Source organism: Pigmentiphaga aceris (genome assembly GCF_008119665.1).
GTDB classification, from domain to species: domain Bacteria; phylum Pseudomonadota; class Gammaproteobacteria; order Burkholderiales; family Burkholderiaceae_B; genus Pigmentiphaga; species Pigmentiphaga aceris.
This window is the reverse complement of the sequence record NZ_CP043046.1, coordinates 1,584,798-1,601,274: the sequence shown is the minus strand read 5'-3', so window position 1 is coordinate 1,601,274 and position 16,477 is coordinate 1,584,798. Positions and strand designations below refer to the sequence as shown.

The following is a 16,477-nucleotide window of genomic DNA, read 5'->3' as shown; positions in this document are numbered from 1 at the left end:
GGGCGACTAAGGTCAATTGTCCTGAAACTCGGCCCACCATGCAAGCCGGGTTGGCCCGAGAACACCCAGTTCGGCATGGATGCCCACTCCGTGGGCCGAAAACCCACGCGCGATGGCCTGAGCGCGGGTTCAGGTACCCGCCAGTAGTGCCTCGAAAACATCAGGTGGTCCCATTTGACCGCCTTTCAACATCAACTCGATCCCATCCAGCGGGTGACCCGCGGCGTGGACGCGGCATACCCCGACACCCGGTGCCAGGATGTAGGCCAGCGTCAACGCCGTGATTCCCCAGGATTCGACCGCCAGACTGGACGTGTCGCCGCCAGCCAGACCGACGCGAGCCAGCGGATGCACGGCAAGCACCTCGCGCACCAGCCTGCCGCTACCGACGGCCAGCGCCCGCGTGAATCCTGCCGTACGGCCATGGCTGTCGTCGGCAAAAGTCGTATGTGCCACCACACTACGCCCTGAACGAAGCGCATCCAGCACCTGTTCGATCAAGGGCACCAACGACGACTGGGAGTCGGCCAGCAGCACCGGGTCAAGCTCGATGGAAACGAACCCAGCCTGTTCAGCATGCCGGATCTGCGCAGCCGTCACCGGGGAACGGCTGCCGGCGACGATCAAGGTCTGGGAAACTGCGTGCGCGGTTGCGGCCTGGGCCGTACCCCCCGCCGAGATGTTCGCTGAACCTTGCGATGTTGCCTCTTTCTTTGCCCCGGTCGACAACTCCCCAGACACACCGCCCTGCCCGCTTGCTGGCAACGCTGCCAACAACGCCTGCGCAGCGCCAGTTGGCCCCACCGTCAACAGTGGGCCTCGCTTCTCTGCCTGCCGCCACAGTTGGCGACCCACCGCCACCAGGTGCGACGGCTCCAGCACGTCGAACAGCAGGGCATCCGGTGCGTCGGCCAATGCCGCATCGACACGGGCGTTGGTATCTGCTGCGCTCAGCGCCACGACATCTACGCCGGCAATCCTGGCCAGTCCCTGTTTTGCCAAGTGACGGGCAAGGTCTGCCTCGTCCATCGGTGTGACCGGGTGCCTGCTCATGGTCGGATGACGATCCAGCCGATACACCGCGCCCTGCTGACCCGCACGGGCGAACAGATTGCCAAAGGCGCAGTAGCGCCCCAGGTTCGGCTGTCCGCCCACGATCATTGCCGGCTGGGAACCAAGAACCGACTGCGCCAGCTGCACCGCATGACCGATGCTGCCGATATGCGGCGCGCTGTCGAACGTGGAGCAGGTCTTGTAATGCACGACATCGGCCCCGGTGGCCGCAAGCCCGCGAAAGATATCGGGCAGCGCGGCGTCCATCTCGGCCGGTGACATCGCGCGTGCCGTGCCGGCGACGCCGACGCAGTCAAGTTCGCCGAAGGCCGCCAGTTGTGCTGCATCAGGCACCTTCATGAACAAGGCGGCACGCCAGCCACCCTGAACCACGGACGACAAGGTGTCGGTCGATCCGGTGAAGTCGTCACCGTAATAGGCGAAGCGAACGCCGCGTTGCGTGGAGGCGGCGTCGGCGGGGGTGGCAGTAGATGTCATGGAGGAAAGGGGCGGGACAAAAGTCGTCGCAGCAAAAGGGGCTGCAAGAAAGTCAGCCGAAGGACTCGGTCAACGGAATGGACTGACGGCGTCGGCCAACACGCAGCCAGAAAGGTCAGCCAAAGCGGTCAGCCAGGAAAACCATCAACCCGAAAGACAGTCGGCCGAAACACGGTCAACAAGAAACCGCGCTTCAGCCGACATGCCGACTCAATGACGTTCGGCAGAGAGGCTTGGTCAAAGCGCTCTAGCCGAAGATATTTGGCTAAGAATGCTGACCAAGACCGGACGGCCAGATCTTCCAGCCGAATCGCTCAGCCAAGCAGCTCAGCCAAGCAGCTCAGCCAACAACCGTTCAACCAAAGAACGACAGCGCACTGGCCAGCGCAGGACGGTTTTCCGCATACGTCGGCAACGCAATCCCGCTGCGCGCGGCGTCCCATGCATCCCGAATGCTTTGCACGCCGGCAGCCGGGCCATCGGGGTGGCCCAGAATGCCGCCGCCCGACAGGAAGATCAAGTCGTCGCTGCCCACCGCCGCGAAGGTCGGCGGCACCGTGCCCGCCCACTGCCCTGACGAAAATACCGGCATCACCGCATCATAACCACCCAGGGGTGTCAGGCAATCCCGCGCCGAAGCGGCCACGCTATCGTCATGCTCGTAGAACTTGCCCGCCAGGCCGTTCACGTGCAATTGATCGACACCGGCCAGACGCCACATGACCTGGTAGGGCTGGAACGCAATACCCAGCGACGGATGACGCGTCATCATGGCCAGGCCGTTGCGATGCCCGTGAATGGCCAGCGAGGTAGACCGGCGCAGGCTTTGCATCGCGCTGTAGCCACACCAGTTCACGCTTGCCATCACGCAGGTGCCGCCTTCGGCTTCGACCAGAGCCGCATGCCGACGCATGGCATCCAGTTCGTCCGAGATATTGAAGGCGTACATCACCTTGCGACCAGTACGCTGGGCGTGATCATTGATCACCCGCATCACGGCACGCACGCGCTCGGCCAGCGGCGAGTGCGGCGGGTTTGCCATGCACTCGTCGTCCTTGATGAAGTCCACGCCCGCTTCACACAGCTGCGCCACGGTGCGCGCGGTGTCGGCAGGCGACAGGCCAACGTTCGGCTTGATGATCGTGCCCAGAATCGGACCGCTGTCACGCCCCACCAAGCGCCGTGTGCCCGCCACGCCCTGACGCGGCGCATCGAACTGCTTCACGTAGGATGGCGACAGCTTGAGCGACAGCAGCTTCACGCCCGTCATCTCGCCCAGGTCGTAGATGTTGCCGGTAACCGTCGCGGCCAAGGTCGGCAGGTTATTGCCGATGTTTTCCTCGGGGAAACGCACAGTGATGTGAGCACGCTTGTACGGCCCGCCCTTCTGGCGGCGATCCAGGAACGCATTCGGCAGGCTGGGCGTATCAAACGACGGCAGTTCTTCGATCTTCACGACCTCGGCGCGGGTGCGCTGACGCAGGTCATCGGTCTCGCCCGCCACCCGTACAAACGTGCCGCTGGACTGCTCACCGGCCAACACGTCGGCCGCCTGGGCCAGCGGAAACGGCGTCTCGATCAGGTAGGTCGCCTCGAACTCGGGGCGCGACGCCCGTGATGAATCACTCATGGATCGGCCTACAGCGTAGAAAGATCAGGGAATTTGCGCACTGGGTCGCTGCCATCCCAGCCTTGCGAGGCTTCGCGGATCAGCTTGAACAGGCGACCTTTGGGACCGGCAACTTCAGACAACTCGATGATCGTGCCCGGATGGGTCTCGGTCTCGTAATACACATAGCGGCCTTTATCCCCCACGTCGCCGCTCATGCCGACGATCAGGCCCTGCTTGTCCAGACGCGCGACATCGTTGTCGAAGTCTTCGGTCCAGTAGGCGATGTGTTGCAGACCCGTGCGGCCTTCGTCCAGGAAACGCTTGTACATCGACGGTGCATCGTTGCGCTGCTGGATCAGTTCGATCTGCAGCGGGCCCGAGTTGGCCAGCGCCACCGACACTTCGATGGGCGAGGGCTTGCCCTGGTAGTGGAAGTTCTGCACCGGCACACGCTCGGCGTAATAGAAGGGACCCACGCCCAGGACTTCCGTCCAGTGCTTCATTTCTTTTTCAATATCGTGGACCACATAGCCCAGCTGACGCACTTCACCAAAAAAGCGGCTCATGAATGCTTACCTCGAAGAATTTGGGGGATCACGCCACTAGGCGGATCACAGGAAACCGATGGAGATCCAGGGGACCAGCGCGATGATCACCGTACCGATGGCCAGCGCAACCAGATAACCCCACATATAGGGAATCGCTTCGTCCGGGTCGACCTTGCTGATCGCGCAGGCACCGTAGAAACCTACGCCGAAAGGCGGTGCGAACAGGCCCAGGCTCATCGCCAGGATCACGACCATGGCGTAGTGGACTTCGTGCACCCCGACCGCATGGGCAATCGGGAACAGCAGCGGTCCGAACAACACGATGGCGGGAATGCCTTCCAGCACACTGCCCAGGATCGCAAAGGCCACGATGGAGACCAGCAGGAAGCCGACGGTGCCGCCAGGAATCTGCGTCATCAGGGCCGCCAGGTCACGCGAGAAACCAGATTGGGTCAGACCCCAGGCCATCGCAGTAGCTGCGCCGACGATGAAGATGATGGCACCCGACAAGGTGGCGGTATCGACCAGCATCTTCGGCAGACGGCTCCAGTCGAACTGGCGATACAGCAACAGGCCGGCGATCACCGAGTACGCAATGCCAATGGTCGAGACTTCCGTCGCCGTTGCCACACCTTCCACCACCGCAGCGCGGATCAGGAAAGGCAACACGATGGCAGGCAAGGCGATCCACAGCGTGCGCAGAATTTCCTTGCGCGTGGCACGCACCAGCCCTTGCAGATCCTGTTTGCGGCTGCGACGCCAGACGATGAAACCAAGCACCAGGCCCAGCGCTGCGGCGGGCAGCAGACCACCCGTGAACAGCGCCGCGATGGACACACCGGTCACCGAACCAATGGTGATCAGCACGATGGACGGCGGAATGGTTTCGGTTTGCGCGCCGGTAGCCGACAACAGCGCGGCAAGGTCACCAGGCTTGGAACCCCGCTTCTGCATCTCGGGGAACAGGGCCGGGGCGACGGCCGCCATGTCGGCAATCTTGGAACCCGAAATACCCGACACCAGGTACATCGCACCGATCAGCACATAAGACAGGCCGCCGCGCACATGGCCCAGCAGGCTGGCCAGGAAACCGATCATGGCGCGTGCCATTCCGGTCATCTCGATCAGCATGCCCAGGAAGATGAACATCGGCACCGCGAGCAAGATCATGTGCGACATGCCCTCGTCCATGCGCCCGACCATCACGACCAGCGGCGTATGCGTAGTCAGCGCCAGGTAGCCGAAGGTGGCGAGTGCAAAGCCGAACGCAATCGGCACACCCAGGAACACATTGACCGCCACCACCCCGACAAAGAAGATGATCAGATTGACTTTGCCCAGCGTCATCAGGATCGGGCTGGCAAGGTAGAAGACGCCGACGATCAGCGCAACCAGTGCCAGAGACGACACGGCCTGCTTCAATGTCGCGACACGCGTCAGGCGCAGCACACCCGTCAACAACATCAGGCCCATGCCCACCGGCCAGGCCGAGGCCCGCCATGCGTTGCTGATTTCAAGCGCCGCCGTCGAGACGACCGCCTCTTCTTCGGCGTATTCCAGCGCATGCGGGAACACCATGAACATGAAGGCAATCGACGCCGCAATCGTCAGCACGTCGATGAACGCCCGTGCCTGCGGACTGACCCGTGACAACAGTGCCGTCATGCGCATGTGTTCGCCGCGCCGCAAGGCCACGACCGCGCCCAGCATCGACAACCACAGGAACATCATCGACGCGAGTTCGTCCCCCCACACCAGCGGCGTGTGGAAGACGTATCGGGCAATCACACTTGCCAGCAGCAAAGCGATCTCGGCGAGCACCAGCAGGGCAGCGGGAATCTCGACCAGTAGGCCCAGCGCACGGTCAGCGGCGGCAAGAAAGCCGCCGGTGCCAACCGGGTTACCCGGCTGGACCGAAGCATCAGCGAGGTGCATGATCAGGCCAGTTTGCCGACGGTATTTTCGAGCAGACCCCAAGCCTGATCACCGAACTTCTTCTTCCACTCGGCGTAGAAACCCGCTTCGCGCAGCTTGGCCTGGAAGCTGTCGGGCGCAGCGGTGTTGAACTTCAGGCCCTTGCTTTCCAGATCGGTCTGGATCGACTGGTTCATCTTGCGCAAGTCGTCGCGTTGACGCTCACCCGCATCGTTGAAAGCAGATTCCCACAGTTTCTGCAGGTCTTCAGGCAAGCGCTTGAAAGCACGGCCGTTGGCAATGAACCAGTAGCCATCCCAGATGTGATTGGTCAGCGAGGCAAACTTCTGCACTTCAAACAGCTTGGCCTGCTGAATGATCGGCAGCGGGTTTTCCTGGGCATCCACGATCTTGGTCTGCAAGGCCGAATAGACCTCGCTGAACTGCAAACTGGCGGGTGCAGCACCCAGCCCCTTGAACATCGACACCGACAGCGGGCTCACCGGCACACGAATCTTCGTGCCTTCCAGGTCTTTCGCAGTCTGCACCGGGCGATTGCTGGTGGTGATCTGGCGATAACCGTTGTCCCACATCTTGGAAAACGCATACAGGTTGGCCTTGCCGATGGCTTCGCGCACATGCGCGCCAAGGCTGCCGTCCATCGCCTTCCAGACCTGGTCGTAGTTGGCAAACGCAAAGCCCACTGCGTTGATCGCCGCCACCGGCACGACCGTGGCAATCACCAGCGCCGAGGGGGTGAACAACTCGATGCCGCCGCTGCGCACCTGCGACAGCATGTCGGTGTCACCGCCCAGCTGGTTGCTCGGGAAGATGTTGATCTCAAGCCGGCCGTTGGATTCTTTCTTGATGCGATCCACGGCTTCCTGCGCACGGATGTGCAGCGGGTGCGTGATCGGCAGATTGTGGGCGTACTTGTAAGTGAACTCGGCAGCGTGCGCGAAGCGCGGGGCCAGATACAAAGCGGGCGCGGCAGCAAGCGCGCGCAACACGGTGCGACGGGTGACGGACATGGACAGTCTCTCCTGGGTGGACCCGGCCTCGGATCGGCGGATCGCGTTTCTTGTCGAGCGGCTTGGTGCAGTGGGCATCCGGGAACCCGGCACTGCTGCAATGCGTGGCATGCGCCAACTTCTGATGCGTAGACTGTAGACCCGTGGCTAGAATCTGGAAAACAGAAAATTTGAATGGATTAAGCGATGAAAGAGATAAATCTCTCTACACGTGACCTGCGGGCCTTTCTGGCGCTGGTGGAACAACGCAGCTTCACGCGGGCTGCCCGGCAATGTCATCTGTCCCAGTCGGCCTTCAGTTCCCTGATCAAAGCAATCGAAGACACGCTGGGGTATCGCCTGTTTGATCGGGACACCCGCAATGTGGAACTGACCCCGCAAGGGGAATTGCTGGAAACCTCGGTGCGCCGTGTAGTGGGCGACTTCGACGCGATGATCGCGGACTTCCAGGGCCACGCCATGCTGCACAAAGGCCGCGTGTCGGTCGCCGCCCTGCCGTCCTTGGCATCGGGTTGGTTGCCCGGCGTGTTCGCGGAATTTCGGCAGCGTTATCCGGCCATTGAATTGGCATTGGCCGATGTGTTGTCGGCACCTTGTCTGGAACTGGTGCGCTCGGGTCGCGCAGACTTTGCGTTGGCGTCGTCGCACACGAACGCCGAAGACCTGGACACCCAACTGCTGTGCAACGACCGTTTCCACCTGGTCTGCCACCGATCGCACCCGCTGGCCACGCAACGCAAGATCGGCGTGCGCGACCTGGCGGCAGCGCCCTTCATTCACCTGGCGCGATCACACAGCGTGCGGCTGCAACTGGAGCGCGCGTTTCACCCCTACCCAATGCAGACCGCCATGGAGGTCGAGCAACTGGCAACCGTGACCGCAATGATCGCGGCGGGGATGGGCATCACGGTGGTGCCGGCGCTGACGCTGTATGAGTTTCAGCGGCCCGAGCTGGTGAGCCGGCCAATCAATGTGGAAGGCTTGGTGCGGAAGATTTCGCTGGTGAAACGGCGCGGCGCGAGCCTGCCGATGGCGGCACAGGAGCTGTATGACTTGATGCTGTTGCGGCGTCCGAAGGACGTGCACAGGAAGGAATAGGACACAAAAGTCCCTTCCCGCATGAACGAGATTCTGCGGATGAAGATGCTGGAAGAGATTAAGGACTGACGCTCAGGAAAGTGCGGCCCGACAAGCCTTGCCATCGACGTACCAGGCCGACGCGGCATGGCGTATCCACCGCGACACGCTGCCAAATCATCACTTGTCGCGCAACACCTGCATCACTCGCTCGGGCGTGAACGGCGGGGCGCGGAAGCGTTTGCCGGTGGCGTCGAACAGGGCGTTCGCAACCGCAGCGGCACCCGGGACGGAAGCCGATTCGCCTGCCCCCATTGGCGGCTCGTCCTGGCGCGGCATCAGGACGACATCGATGTCCGGGATGTCCTTGAAGCCCAGGATGGGGTAGGCACCCCACTCCAGGCTGGTGACGCCTTTTGCGTCGAAACTGACCGACTCTTTCAGCGCCCTGCTGAGCGACTGGATCACGTTGCCGTGGATCTGGTGGCGCACGCCGTCGGGGTTGACCATCATGCCGGTGTCTTGGCCGACCACGATCTTGTCGACCACGATACGACCTGTTTTCGGGTCAACACGCAGGTCGATCACCCAGGCGGACCAGGCGGCACCGAAGCCGGGGAAACGGCTGTGGATGTAGCGGGCGTACGCCACGCCCCTTCCGTGCAGCCAGCCATCGGCATTCGGCTGTCCACGCGAGCCGTTAGCGCCATGCTGCCAGCCTGCACGTGCTGCGACCGCGCGCAGCAAATCGACCGCACGTGAATCGTCCAGATGACGCAGCCGGAACGCCAACGGATCTTGCCCAGCCTGTTCCGCCAGCTCATCGACAAAACAATCGTGCGCGAACGAATTCGGCAACGCGGACACGCCACGCAGCCATGACGAGCGCACCAAAGGCGGCATGTCGTGGCAGGCGATGCGCATCGATTCGTAGCGATAAGGCGGCACTGCGGTGCGGTCGCCCATCTGCAAGGTACGCGGTTCGGCAGGCACTACCCCGGTCAGCAGCAAGGCCAACAGGGGCGCGTCGTTGGAGGGGTAACGCGTGCTGAAGTCGTAAGCAGACAAATTGCCGTGCCGATCCACCGCGCCACGCACGGTCATCAACTGCGCGGTGCCTTTGGGTTCCCACGCGTGTTCCTGCTCGCGGCTGAGCTGCACGCGCACCGGCGCACCCACGGCCTTGGACAACAACGCCGCGTCGGCACAAACGTCGTCTGCACAATTGCGGCCGTAACAACCGGCCGCTTCCAAGCGTACGATTTCGATCTTGTCTTCGCCCAGGTCGAGCAGGCGTTTCAGGTCGATGCGCAGCATATGCGGATTCTGCGTACCGGCCCAGACAGTCAAACCGTCGTCGCGATAATCGGCCACGGCGCAGGACGGCCCGATGGACGCATGCATCTGATAAGGCCAGAGGTAGTCGCAGGCCAGTTCAGTGCCGTCAGCCAAGGCTGCGTCGACGTTGCCCTGCTCGGTCAAAGGCCGCAAGGTAGACGGCGCGGTGCGCAGGGCCTGGGCCAAGTCGGACAGATCGGGCGCAGGCGGGATCGGTGCCCAACGCAGCTTGAGTTGACGGGCCGCACGAATGGCCTGTTCTTCCCGTTCGGCGACGATGCCAACGAAGTCCCCCTGCCGCACGATCTTGACGATGCCGGGCAGGTTCGCAACGGACGCTTCATCCACATCGAGCAGGCTGTTGCCGATGAAGCTTCCGCTGTCCAACCCAGCATAAGGCGGGCGCACCACCCGGCCGTGCAACATGCCCGCCACACGCACGTCGTGCACGTAGGTCAATGCGCCAGTGGCCTTTGCAGGAATGTCCACGCGAGGCGTGGACTTGCCGACGATGCGGTACTCTGCGGCGGGCTTGAGCACCACGGCGTCGGCCAGCGACAGGATTGCACCGCCTCGATTCAGCACGGTCCAGTAATCGATGCGCCCGCCGTCGGCAGATTGGATCAACCCGTCGTCCACACGAAGCGTGGCGGCATCCACCGCCAACACATTGGCGGCCTGCGCGACGAACCAGGCGCGCGCTTGAGCCGCAGCCTTGCGCAAGGGCACAGCTGATATCTGAATGGTGGCGCTGGCAATCGTCGGCCCCTGATTGGGGGCGGCCTCGGTGTGGCCAAGCACCATGTCGACACGCTCCAGGTCGACATCAAGTTCTTCGGCAACGATCTGCGCCAAAGACGTGCGAATACCCGTGCCCAGATCGACGTGGCCGTTGAACGCCAGCACAAGACCGTTGGCCAGCACCGCGACGAAAATATCCGGTGTTGGCGGCACGTAGTCAGACGCTGCACCCGGCTGTCCGGGTGCGGGCTTGACGCCCGGCAACGGCGCGCGCGTCACCAGCAATGCATGCCGATCTTGCAGCAGCGCCAGATGTTGCGGCTTGTGCGTGGTGATCAGCGCGTTGGCAGCCGCGCCGGACGATCCCGACGCTGCCGCCAACGAGTCAGCCGACCCAGCCGCCGACAAGGAAGAAAGCGTGCTCATGGACGAGAACCCGACGTCGGCCAGACCTTAGTTGCCGCCGCCGTCCAGCACTTTGCCTCTCTCGACCACCGGCACGCCGTCCAGGCTGACCGTGCATGCGCGCAGCGGAATGTCGATGTGGCAGGTGGTGGTGCGGCTGCCGCCCACTTCGTTGTTGGGGCCGAGCGAGAACAGGAAGTTGCCTTCGTAGGCGCGGGCGTCCATGCCGATGGTGGCTTCGCGGTCGTACAGACCCAGCGTGGCGCGATGCGCGCGCGGTTGCAGGCCCCAGCCGATGTGCGAAATCGCATAGGCCTCGGGATCCTTGAAGGACTCCATGTATTCGCGCAGCAATTCCGCGTCGACGCCGCCTTCGATCCTGGTGGCAAAACCGTTTTCCACCGTGAGTACGATCTGATCGGTCGCGTAGGACTTCTGCGGCAGCAGAATGTCGCCCCGGTCGATCACGATGGTGCCGTTGGCACCGCCTTCGTTGGCCCACGTCAACACGAATCCGCTGGGCCAGTGATCCCAGCGACCCGGCTCATCAACAAATCCATATTCGCTGACCACCGGGAATTCGCCCAGCGGGCAGCGCAGGTCGGTGCCTGCTGCCGACACCACGTGCATCTCTTTCGCGGCTTCGATCAGCGTGGCTGCTTTTTTCACGCGCGTGCGATCGGCCTCGGTGGGCACCATGCGCACCAGGATTTCCGGCGGTTCGACGGCAAGCAGAATCTTGGTGCCGGCCGACAGGATGTCATGCTGCTCGGGCGAGAACAGCAGTGTCATCAAATCCAGCACCAGGTCGCTTTCTTTCAAGGCAGCAATCGCCGCACGGTTGCCCGTCAGCGGCGTGGTGCCCAGGTAAGCCAGCGAATCGCGACTAAGCGCCTTGTCGGCGTTGACCGGTGGCAGGTCCAGGCGATTGACGATGGCCCCCATGGATTGGGCAGCGATCAACGCAGTGGACAGGGTTTGCGGGTGCGTGGTGGCGCTGGTCAACACCGTTACGCTTTGTCCGGCCTCCAGCTTCGACAGGGTCAGCACCTGTTGCCAGGCGCGGATCAGTTCGTAGTCGCTAACGGGCATGCTTGTTCTCCTGGATGGCCGGCAAGATTTTGAATCGACTTATTTAGCGTATACGCTGCATTCTCACCGCTGGAGCGGTGGCTGACAATAGCTAGTTGATAGCGCGACATGACAGCCTGAAAAACTGGGGAAAACCCATCCAAATTAGGGCAAAACGCGATTCACGATGGTGCAAAACGCACCGTGAAAGGGAGTTTTCCTCCGCTTCCGGCAAACTCGTTTACAGCCGAAAATTTAGTGTGTACATTTATTTTCCATTGGCGAACCAGTGTCGGACGCGCATCATCTCCGGAGACCCCTCGTGAAAAATAAACCAAGAATCGCCGTCATCGGCGCAGGCCTCGGCGGAACTGCAGGTGCAGCCTTGCTGGCGCGCGCGGGTTTCAACGTCAAATTGTATGAACAGGCACCGGGTTTCTCGCGTCTGGGAGCAGGCATCCACGTCGGCCCGAACGTGATGAAGATCATGCGCGAGATCGGCATCGAAGACGAACTCAACCGCCAGGGCTCGCACCCCGACTACTGGTACAGCCGCGACGGCAAGACCGGCGATATCCTCGCCCAGATCCCGCTCGGTGACTATGCGGTTTCCCACTATGGCGCAAGCTACCTGACCGTCCACCGTGGTGACTTCCATGCCTTGATGACTGCTGCCCTGCCCCCCGGCATTCTGGAATTCGACAAGCGCCTGACCAAGGTCGAAGACCTGGGCGACAAGGTGCAGTTGTCATTCGCCGATGGCACGGTCGAAGAAGCCGACATCGTGATCGGTGCCGATGGTGTGAATTCGCGTCTGCGCGAACACCTGCTGGGCGTCGAGCCGCCGAAGTACACCGGTCTGATCGCGCATCGCGCCGTGTTCCAGACCCCGGTAGACAGCGGCCCCCTGCCCTTCGACATGTGTGTGAAGTGGTGGGCCGACGACCGTCACATGATGGTGTACTTCGTCACCGGCAAGCGCGACGAAATCTATTACGTGACCGGTGTACCGGAAGCCGAATGGAACCTGAGCCACAGCAACTTGCCCAGCAGCCAGGCCGAAATGCGCGACACCTTCGCCGGCTGGCACCCGACTGTGCAGGCACTGATCAACGGCACCAAGGAAATTTCCAAGTGGCCGCTGCTGGAACGCGACCCGCTGCCGCTGTGGAGCCGTGGCCGCATTGTGTTGCTGGGCGACGCCTGCCACCCGATGAAACCGCACATGGCACAAGGTGCCGCCATGGCCATCGAAGATGCCGCCATGCTGACGCGCGTGTTCCAGCAGGTTGGCCTGGATGACCACGAAACCGCCTTCCGCCTGTACGAAGACAACCGTGCCGAACGCGCGGGCCGCGTGCAGCTGGTGTCACACAACAACACCTGGCTGCGCACCAACGAAAACCCCGACTGGTGCTTCGGCTACGACGTGTTCAAAGAACCGCTGGTCGAAGGTCGCCGCAAGACCGCGGCTTGAGCGCACGCAGTAAGCTCTGCGCACCATGCGCGCCACCTCTCGCCACGTCATTCTCAACGTCAACGACCACAGTCATGTGGTCGAGGTCAATCCCGACACGCCACTGCTCTATGTATTGCGCAACGACCTGGGGCTGAATGGCCCCAAGTTCGGCTGCGGCCTGGGCGAGTGTGGTGCCTGTACGGTGCTGGTGGACGGCCTGCCGGCGCGGTCCTGCGTGGTGCCCGTCAAGGGCATCGGCACGCGCCGCGTCACCACGCTGGAAGGACTTGGTACAAGCGAGTCCCCCGGGCTGGTGCAGCAGGCGTTCATCGATCAGCAGGCGGCCCAGTGCGGCTACTGCTTGAACGGCATGATCATGGCGACACAGGCCTTGCTGCTGCGCAACCCGTCGCCATCCGAAGCAGACATTCGCCAGGCCTTGCAGTACCACCTGTGCCGCTGCGGCACACACATGGAAATCCTGGCCGCCGTGCGTTGCGCGGCCGAACGCTGCGGCGGGTGTGCGCCATGAGTGGTCTGAAATGAGTCGGCGGAAATGAGCGTGTCGAAACCTGGTGCCATGCAGACCGTAGGCGGTGCCGACCTGAGCCCGCCCAACGGAGCCGATGTGCTGTGGGGCTGCGTGCTGCGCCCACCGGTTCTGCAGTGGAACGGGCATCGCTACACCGGTTCGCGTGTGTTGCGCGTGGATGAATCTGGTGTGCAAGGTTTGCCTGGGCTGGTGCGAGTGGTGCGCGACGGCGACTTTGTCGGGGTCGTGGCGCTCAGTTCAGATGCGGCCAGTCAGGCTGCCGCACGTGTGCATGTTGCGTGGTCAGCGGCTTCGGCGGTCGATACGCCGAGAACGGTTTGGCACAGCAGCAATGCGGCGGCGAATGGGGATGCGGGCGGAAGGCCTGATTCGGCATCGTCTTCAACACATGCATCGTCTACGTCCGCATCGCAGGCACATGCTTCTGCGAATATTGAGACAGGCGCATCTGCGAATCGTGCAGGCCTTGCGTCCACGAGCGCTTCATCTGACGATGACGCGAACGATACAACCGACGCTCGTGCCATCGCGCACGAGTATCGCTGGCCTGTCACGGCAAACACGGATTCCACCTGGGCCGTGGCGTGGTGGCATGGCGACGGACTCAGCGTCTGGAGCGCCGCCCCTGCCCTGCCCTTGCGGCGTGAGCTGTCCGCGCTGACAGGGCTGCCACTGGATGTGGTTCGTGTGCTGGGCAATGGCCAAGCCACATGCGATGCAGCGTTCGATGTGGCAGCAGATGCAGTGCTCTTGTCGCGTGCTGTTGGACGCGCGGTGCATGTGTCGAACATGTCGAATGCGCAAGGATCTGTTTATGTAGATCAGGTGTTGCAGCCATCAGGCAGCGGCAAGAAAGCAGCGGATGCGCGTGGGCTGAATCATCACGAACAGCCCGGATCACAGGCTGACACAGCACGTGGCCGCACATCGATTCGCGCGACGCTCGCTGGCGATGGTTATGTTCTGTCGCAGACCATTCATGCCGATGGCAGCCACTTAAGCCGGCCATCACTGGCACGCCTGCTGTCGGATGGTGGCGGAACGGTGAACCAACCGGGATTGGTGCCTTACCGTTTCGACGCGGCCTCGCTCGCGGTCCCGGAAAATGCGGCCGTGGCGACAGTCGCCCAGGCGGGTGCAGCACAACAAGCGGCGCAGGTTTTCGCGCAGGAATCCTTCATTGACGAAGCGGCGGCAGCATCTGAAATCGATCCGGTCGACTATCGCCTGCGCCATCTGGACGATGCGCGCGGCGCAGCATTGGTGCGTCAGGTGTCTGAGCACGCAGGCTGGGCGGGCACCTCGTCAAACCCAGATCAGCGTGCCGGCAACAAGCCAGGCTCTGCCCCCAACAACGGCAGCACGCCACGCACCGGCCGAGGGTTTGCCTACGCCAGCGTGATCGACGATTCAGTGGACCCTGCGCAGCGCAGCTGGTCTGCATGGGTCGCCGACGTGGCGGTCGACCCGACCGATGGCCGCATCGACATCACGCGGGTAGTCGTCGGCCACGACCTGGAGCACATGCAAGCCGCTGCGCCCGGCGCACGCCAGATCGAAGACCAGGTGCGAGACACCACCGGCCGTCTGCTGCAGGCACCGGCAGCATTCGATGATTGGGGCACAACCGACACGCCGGGGACGGCGATCGTGCCATCCGCTGATGTGAACGTCGCCAGCACGAACTACGAAGTAGCGCCCGCCAGCACCACGGTCAGCGTCCCGACGGGCTTGGCTTGGTCAGACGCCGCATCGCTGCCCGCCGCAGCAGCCGTCGCCAACGCCATCTTCGACGCCACCGGCGTCCGGCTGCGCGAGCCGCCTTTCAACGGTGCGGCAGCCCGCGCCGCACTGACCACCGAACCCCGCCGCCCATCGCGTCGCGTGGCCGGTGCGTGGCTGGGTGGCATTGCGGCCGCAGCCACCGGATTGCTCGTGACGGCCATGCCGTGGCGCGCAGAGATTCCACCTGTCACGCCCGACCTGAGCATCTACTCCACCGCCGCCATCGACCGAGGCCGCCTGGTCGCCGCCGCCGGCGACTGCGTGGTCTGCCACACGGTGCCGGGCGGCACACCGAACACGGGCGGCCTGGCACTGGACACCCCCTTCGGTCAGATCTTCACCACCAACATCACCCCCGACCCGGAAACCGGCATCGGGATGTGGTCATTCCAGGCTTTTGATCGAGCCATGCGACAAGGCATCCACCGCGACGGCCGCCAGCTCTACCCTGCCTTCCCGTACACCGACTTCGCCAAGCTCACCGACGCCGACATGCAGGCCTTGTACGCCTACCTGATGTCGGAACCGGCCGTACGCGCCACGCCACCGGAAACCAAGCTGGCCTTCCCATTCAGCGTGCGCCCATTGATGGCCGGCTGGAACCTGCTGTTCCACGAAAACAAGGTCTACCAGCCCGACGAAACCCAGTCCACCGTCTGGAACCGAGGCGCGTATCTGGTGCAAGGCATCGGCCACTGCGGAGCCTGTCACACGCCCCGCAACGCCCTGGGCGCAGAAAAAACAGGCGCACAGGCCTGGTTGGCCGGAGGCGAAGCAGAAGGATGGGAAGCCCCACCCCTGAACGCCCTGTCCCGCTCACCGATTCCGTGGACAGAAAACGATTACTTCTCCTACCTGCGCACAGGCTTCTCACCCGCCCACGGCGTCGCCGCCGGCCCCATGGCCCCCGTGGTGCAAGGCCTGTCACAACTGCCCGAACAAGACGTGCGCGCCATGGCCGTATACCTGGCGTCACTCAACCCCGTCACCACCACCGACACCGAACGTGCCGCCAGCATCACCGCACTGGAAACCGCCGCAGACCGCAGCACCCAAGTATTCCCCCCCAACGGCGAACGCATCTTCGAAGGAGCCTGCGCCGTCTGCCACGACACCCGCAACGCAGCCCCCATGTTCGGCGTCCGTCCGCCGCTTGCGCTCAACACCAACCTGCACAGCGACAAACCTGACAACCTGATCCAGGTAATCCTGAACGGCATCGCCGACCCCGCCACCGGCGACCTAGGCTACATGCCCGCCTTCGGCAACAGCATGAACGACACCCAGATCGCCGACCTCATCGCCTACATGCGCGCCCGCTACGCCCCCGACAAAGCCGCCTGGGAAAACGTCCCCGACCGCGTGAACGCCCTGCGCAAGAACCACTGATCT

At 63.1% G+C, this 16,477-nt stretch carries 11 protein-coding genes; 4 read left to right on the top strand and 7 right to left on the bottom strand.

Going from position 1 to position 16,477, the window contains the following annotated elements; translation table 11 throughout:
• Window positions 1-129: 129 nt before the first annotated feature.
• The 5 genes from FXN63_RS06650 to FXN63_RS06630 all read right to left on the bottom strand — a co-directional run bounded on the left by FXN63_RS06650 (window position 130) and on the right by FXN63_RS06630 (window position 6,656).
• The gene (locus tag FXN63_RS06650) at window positions 130-1,551 is read right to left on the bottom strand and encodes a four-carbon acid sugar kinase family protein (protein WP_148813886.1); all 1,422 of its coding nucleotides are present in this window, start codon (window positions 1,549-1,551) and stop codon (window positions 130-132) included.
• Between the two features lie 355 nt (window positions 1,552-1,906).
• A complete protein-coding gene (locus FXN63_RS06645; RefSeq protein ID WP_148813884.1) occupies window positions 1,907-3,181 on the bottom strand; it encodes a ribulose-bisphosphate carboxylase large subunit family protein in 1,275 nt (424 codons plus the stop codon).
• Window positions 3,182-3,189: 8 nt separating this feature from the next.
• Window positions 3,190-3,729 carry a VOC family protein gene (locus FXN63_RS06640; protein WP_148813882.1) on the bottom strand — a complete coding sequence of 180 codons (540 nt, stop codon included), beginning with the start codon at window positions 3,727-3,729 and terminating at the stop codon, window positions 3,190-3,192.
• A gap of 45 nt (window positions 3,730-3,774) precedes the next feature.
• Window positions 3,775-5,646 (bottom strand): TRAP transporter large permease, encoded by a 1,872-nt coding sequence (locus tag FXN63_RS06635; RefSeq protein ID WP_148813880.1) that lies wholly within the window; start codon window positions 5,644-5,646, stop codon window positions 3,775-3,777.
• A 2-nt stretch (window positions 5,647-5,648) separates the two neighbouring features.
• Window positions 5,649-6,656, bottom strand: a complete 1,008-nt coding sequence (locus tag FXN63_RS06630) for a TRAP transporter substrate-binding protein (RefSeq protein ID WP_148813878.1) — start codon at window positions 6,654-6,656, stop codon at window positions 5,649-5,651.
• 186 nt (window positions 6,657-6,842) lie between these two features.
• Between FXN63_RS06630 and FXN63_RS06625 the strand changes: the two genes are divergently transcribed.
• Window positions 6,843-7,754, top strand: a complete 912-nt coding sequence (locus FXN63_RS06625) for a LysR family transcriptional regulator (protein WP_187395126.1) — start codon at window positions 6,843-6,845, stop codon at window positions 7,752-7,754.
• 159 nt (window positions 7,755-7,913) lie between these two features.
• Here FXN63_RS06625 and FXN63_RS06620 read toward each other — a convergent pair whose 3' ends face one another.
• Both FXN63_RS06620 and FXN63_RS06615 read right to left on the bottom strand, forming a co-directional pair.
• Complete coding sequence (locus tag FXN63_RS06620) at window positions 7,914-10,148, bottom strand: xanthine dehydrogenase family protein molybdopterin-binding subunit (protein WP_425468722.1); 2,235 nt, start codon at window positions 10,146-10,148, stop codon at window positions 7,914-7,916.
• A gap of 117 nt (window positions 10,149-10,265) precedes the next feature.
• Entirely contained in the window at window positions 10,266-11,309 is a 1,044-nt protein-coding gene (locus tag FXN63_RS06615) for a 2,5-dihydroxypyridine 5,6-dioxygenase NicX family protein (RefSeq protein ID WP_148813874.1), read from the bottom strand.
• Between the two features lie 301 nt (window positions 11,310-11,610).
• Here FXN63_RS06615 and FXN63_RS06610 point away from each other — a divergent pair, with 301 nt between their 5' ends.
• The 3 genes from FXN63_RS06610 to FXN63_RS06600 are packed head-to-tail and all read left to right on the top strand — an operon-like array spanning window position 11,611 to window position 16,474.
• Window positions 11,611-12,765, top strand: coding sequence for an FAD-dependent monooxygenase (locus tag FXN63_RS06610; protein WP_148813872.1), 1,155 nt, complete (start codon window positions 11,611-11,613; stop codon window positions 12,763-12,765).
• 25 nt (window positions 12,766-12,790) lie between these two features.
• A complete protein-coding gene (locus FXN63_RS06605; protein WP_148813870.1) occupies window positions 12,791-13,279 on the top strand; it encodes a (2Fe-2S)-binding protein in 489 nt (162 codons plus the stop codon).
• 30 nt (window positions 13,280-13,309) lie between these two features.
• On the top strand, window positions 13,310-16,474 hold the full coding sequence (locus tag FXN63_RS06600; RefSeq protein WP_246165052.1) for a c-type cytochrome: 3,165 nt from the start codon (window positions 13,310-13,312) through the stop codon (window positions 16,472-16,474).
• Window positions 16,475-16,477 lie beyond the last annotated feature (3 nt).

Coding starts and splice junctions, on each gene's coding strand:
- FXN63_RS06635 (WP_148813880.1), bottom strand. CDS start 5,646: ATGCACCTCGCTGATGCTTCGGTCCAGCCGGGTAACCCGGTTGGCACC.
- FXN63_RS06615 (WP_148813874.1), bottom strand. CDS start 11,309: ATGCCCGTTAGCGACTACGAACTGATCCGCGCCTGGCAACAGGTGCTG.
- FXN63_RS06650 (WP_148813886.1), bottom strand. CDS start 1,551: ATGACATCTACTGCCACCCCCGCCGACGCCGCCTCCACGCAACGCGGC.
- FXN63_RS06625 (WP_187395126.1), top strand. CDS start 6,843: ATGAAAGAGATAAATCTCTCTACACGTGACCTGCGGGCCTTTCTGGCG.
- FXN63_RS06645 (WP_148813884.1), bottom strand. CDS start 3,181: ATGAGTGATTCATCACGGGCGTCGCGCCCCGAGTTCGAGGCGACCTAC.
- FXN63_RS06640 (WP_148813882.1), bottom strand. CDS start 3,729: ATGAGCCGCTTTTTTGGTGAAGTGCGTCAGCTGGGCTATGTGGTCCAC.
- FXN63_RS06605 (WP_148813870.1), top strand. CDS start 12,791: ATGCGCGCCACCTCTCGCCACGTCATTCTCAACGTCAACGACCACAGT.
- FXN63_RS06630 (WP_148813878.1), bottom strand. CDS start 6,656: ATGTCCGTCACCCGTCGCACCGTGTTGCGCGCGCTTGCTGCCGCGCCC.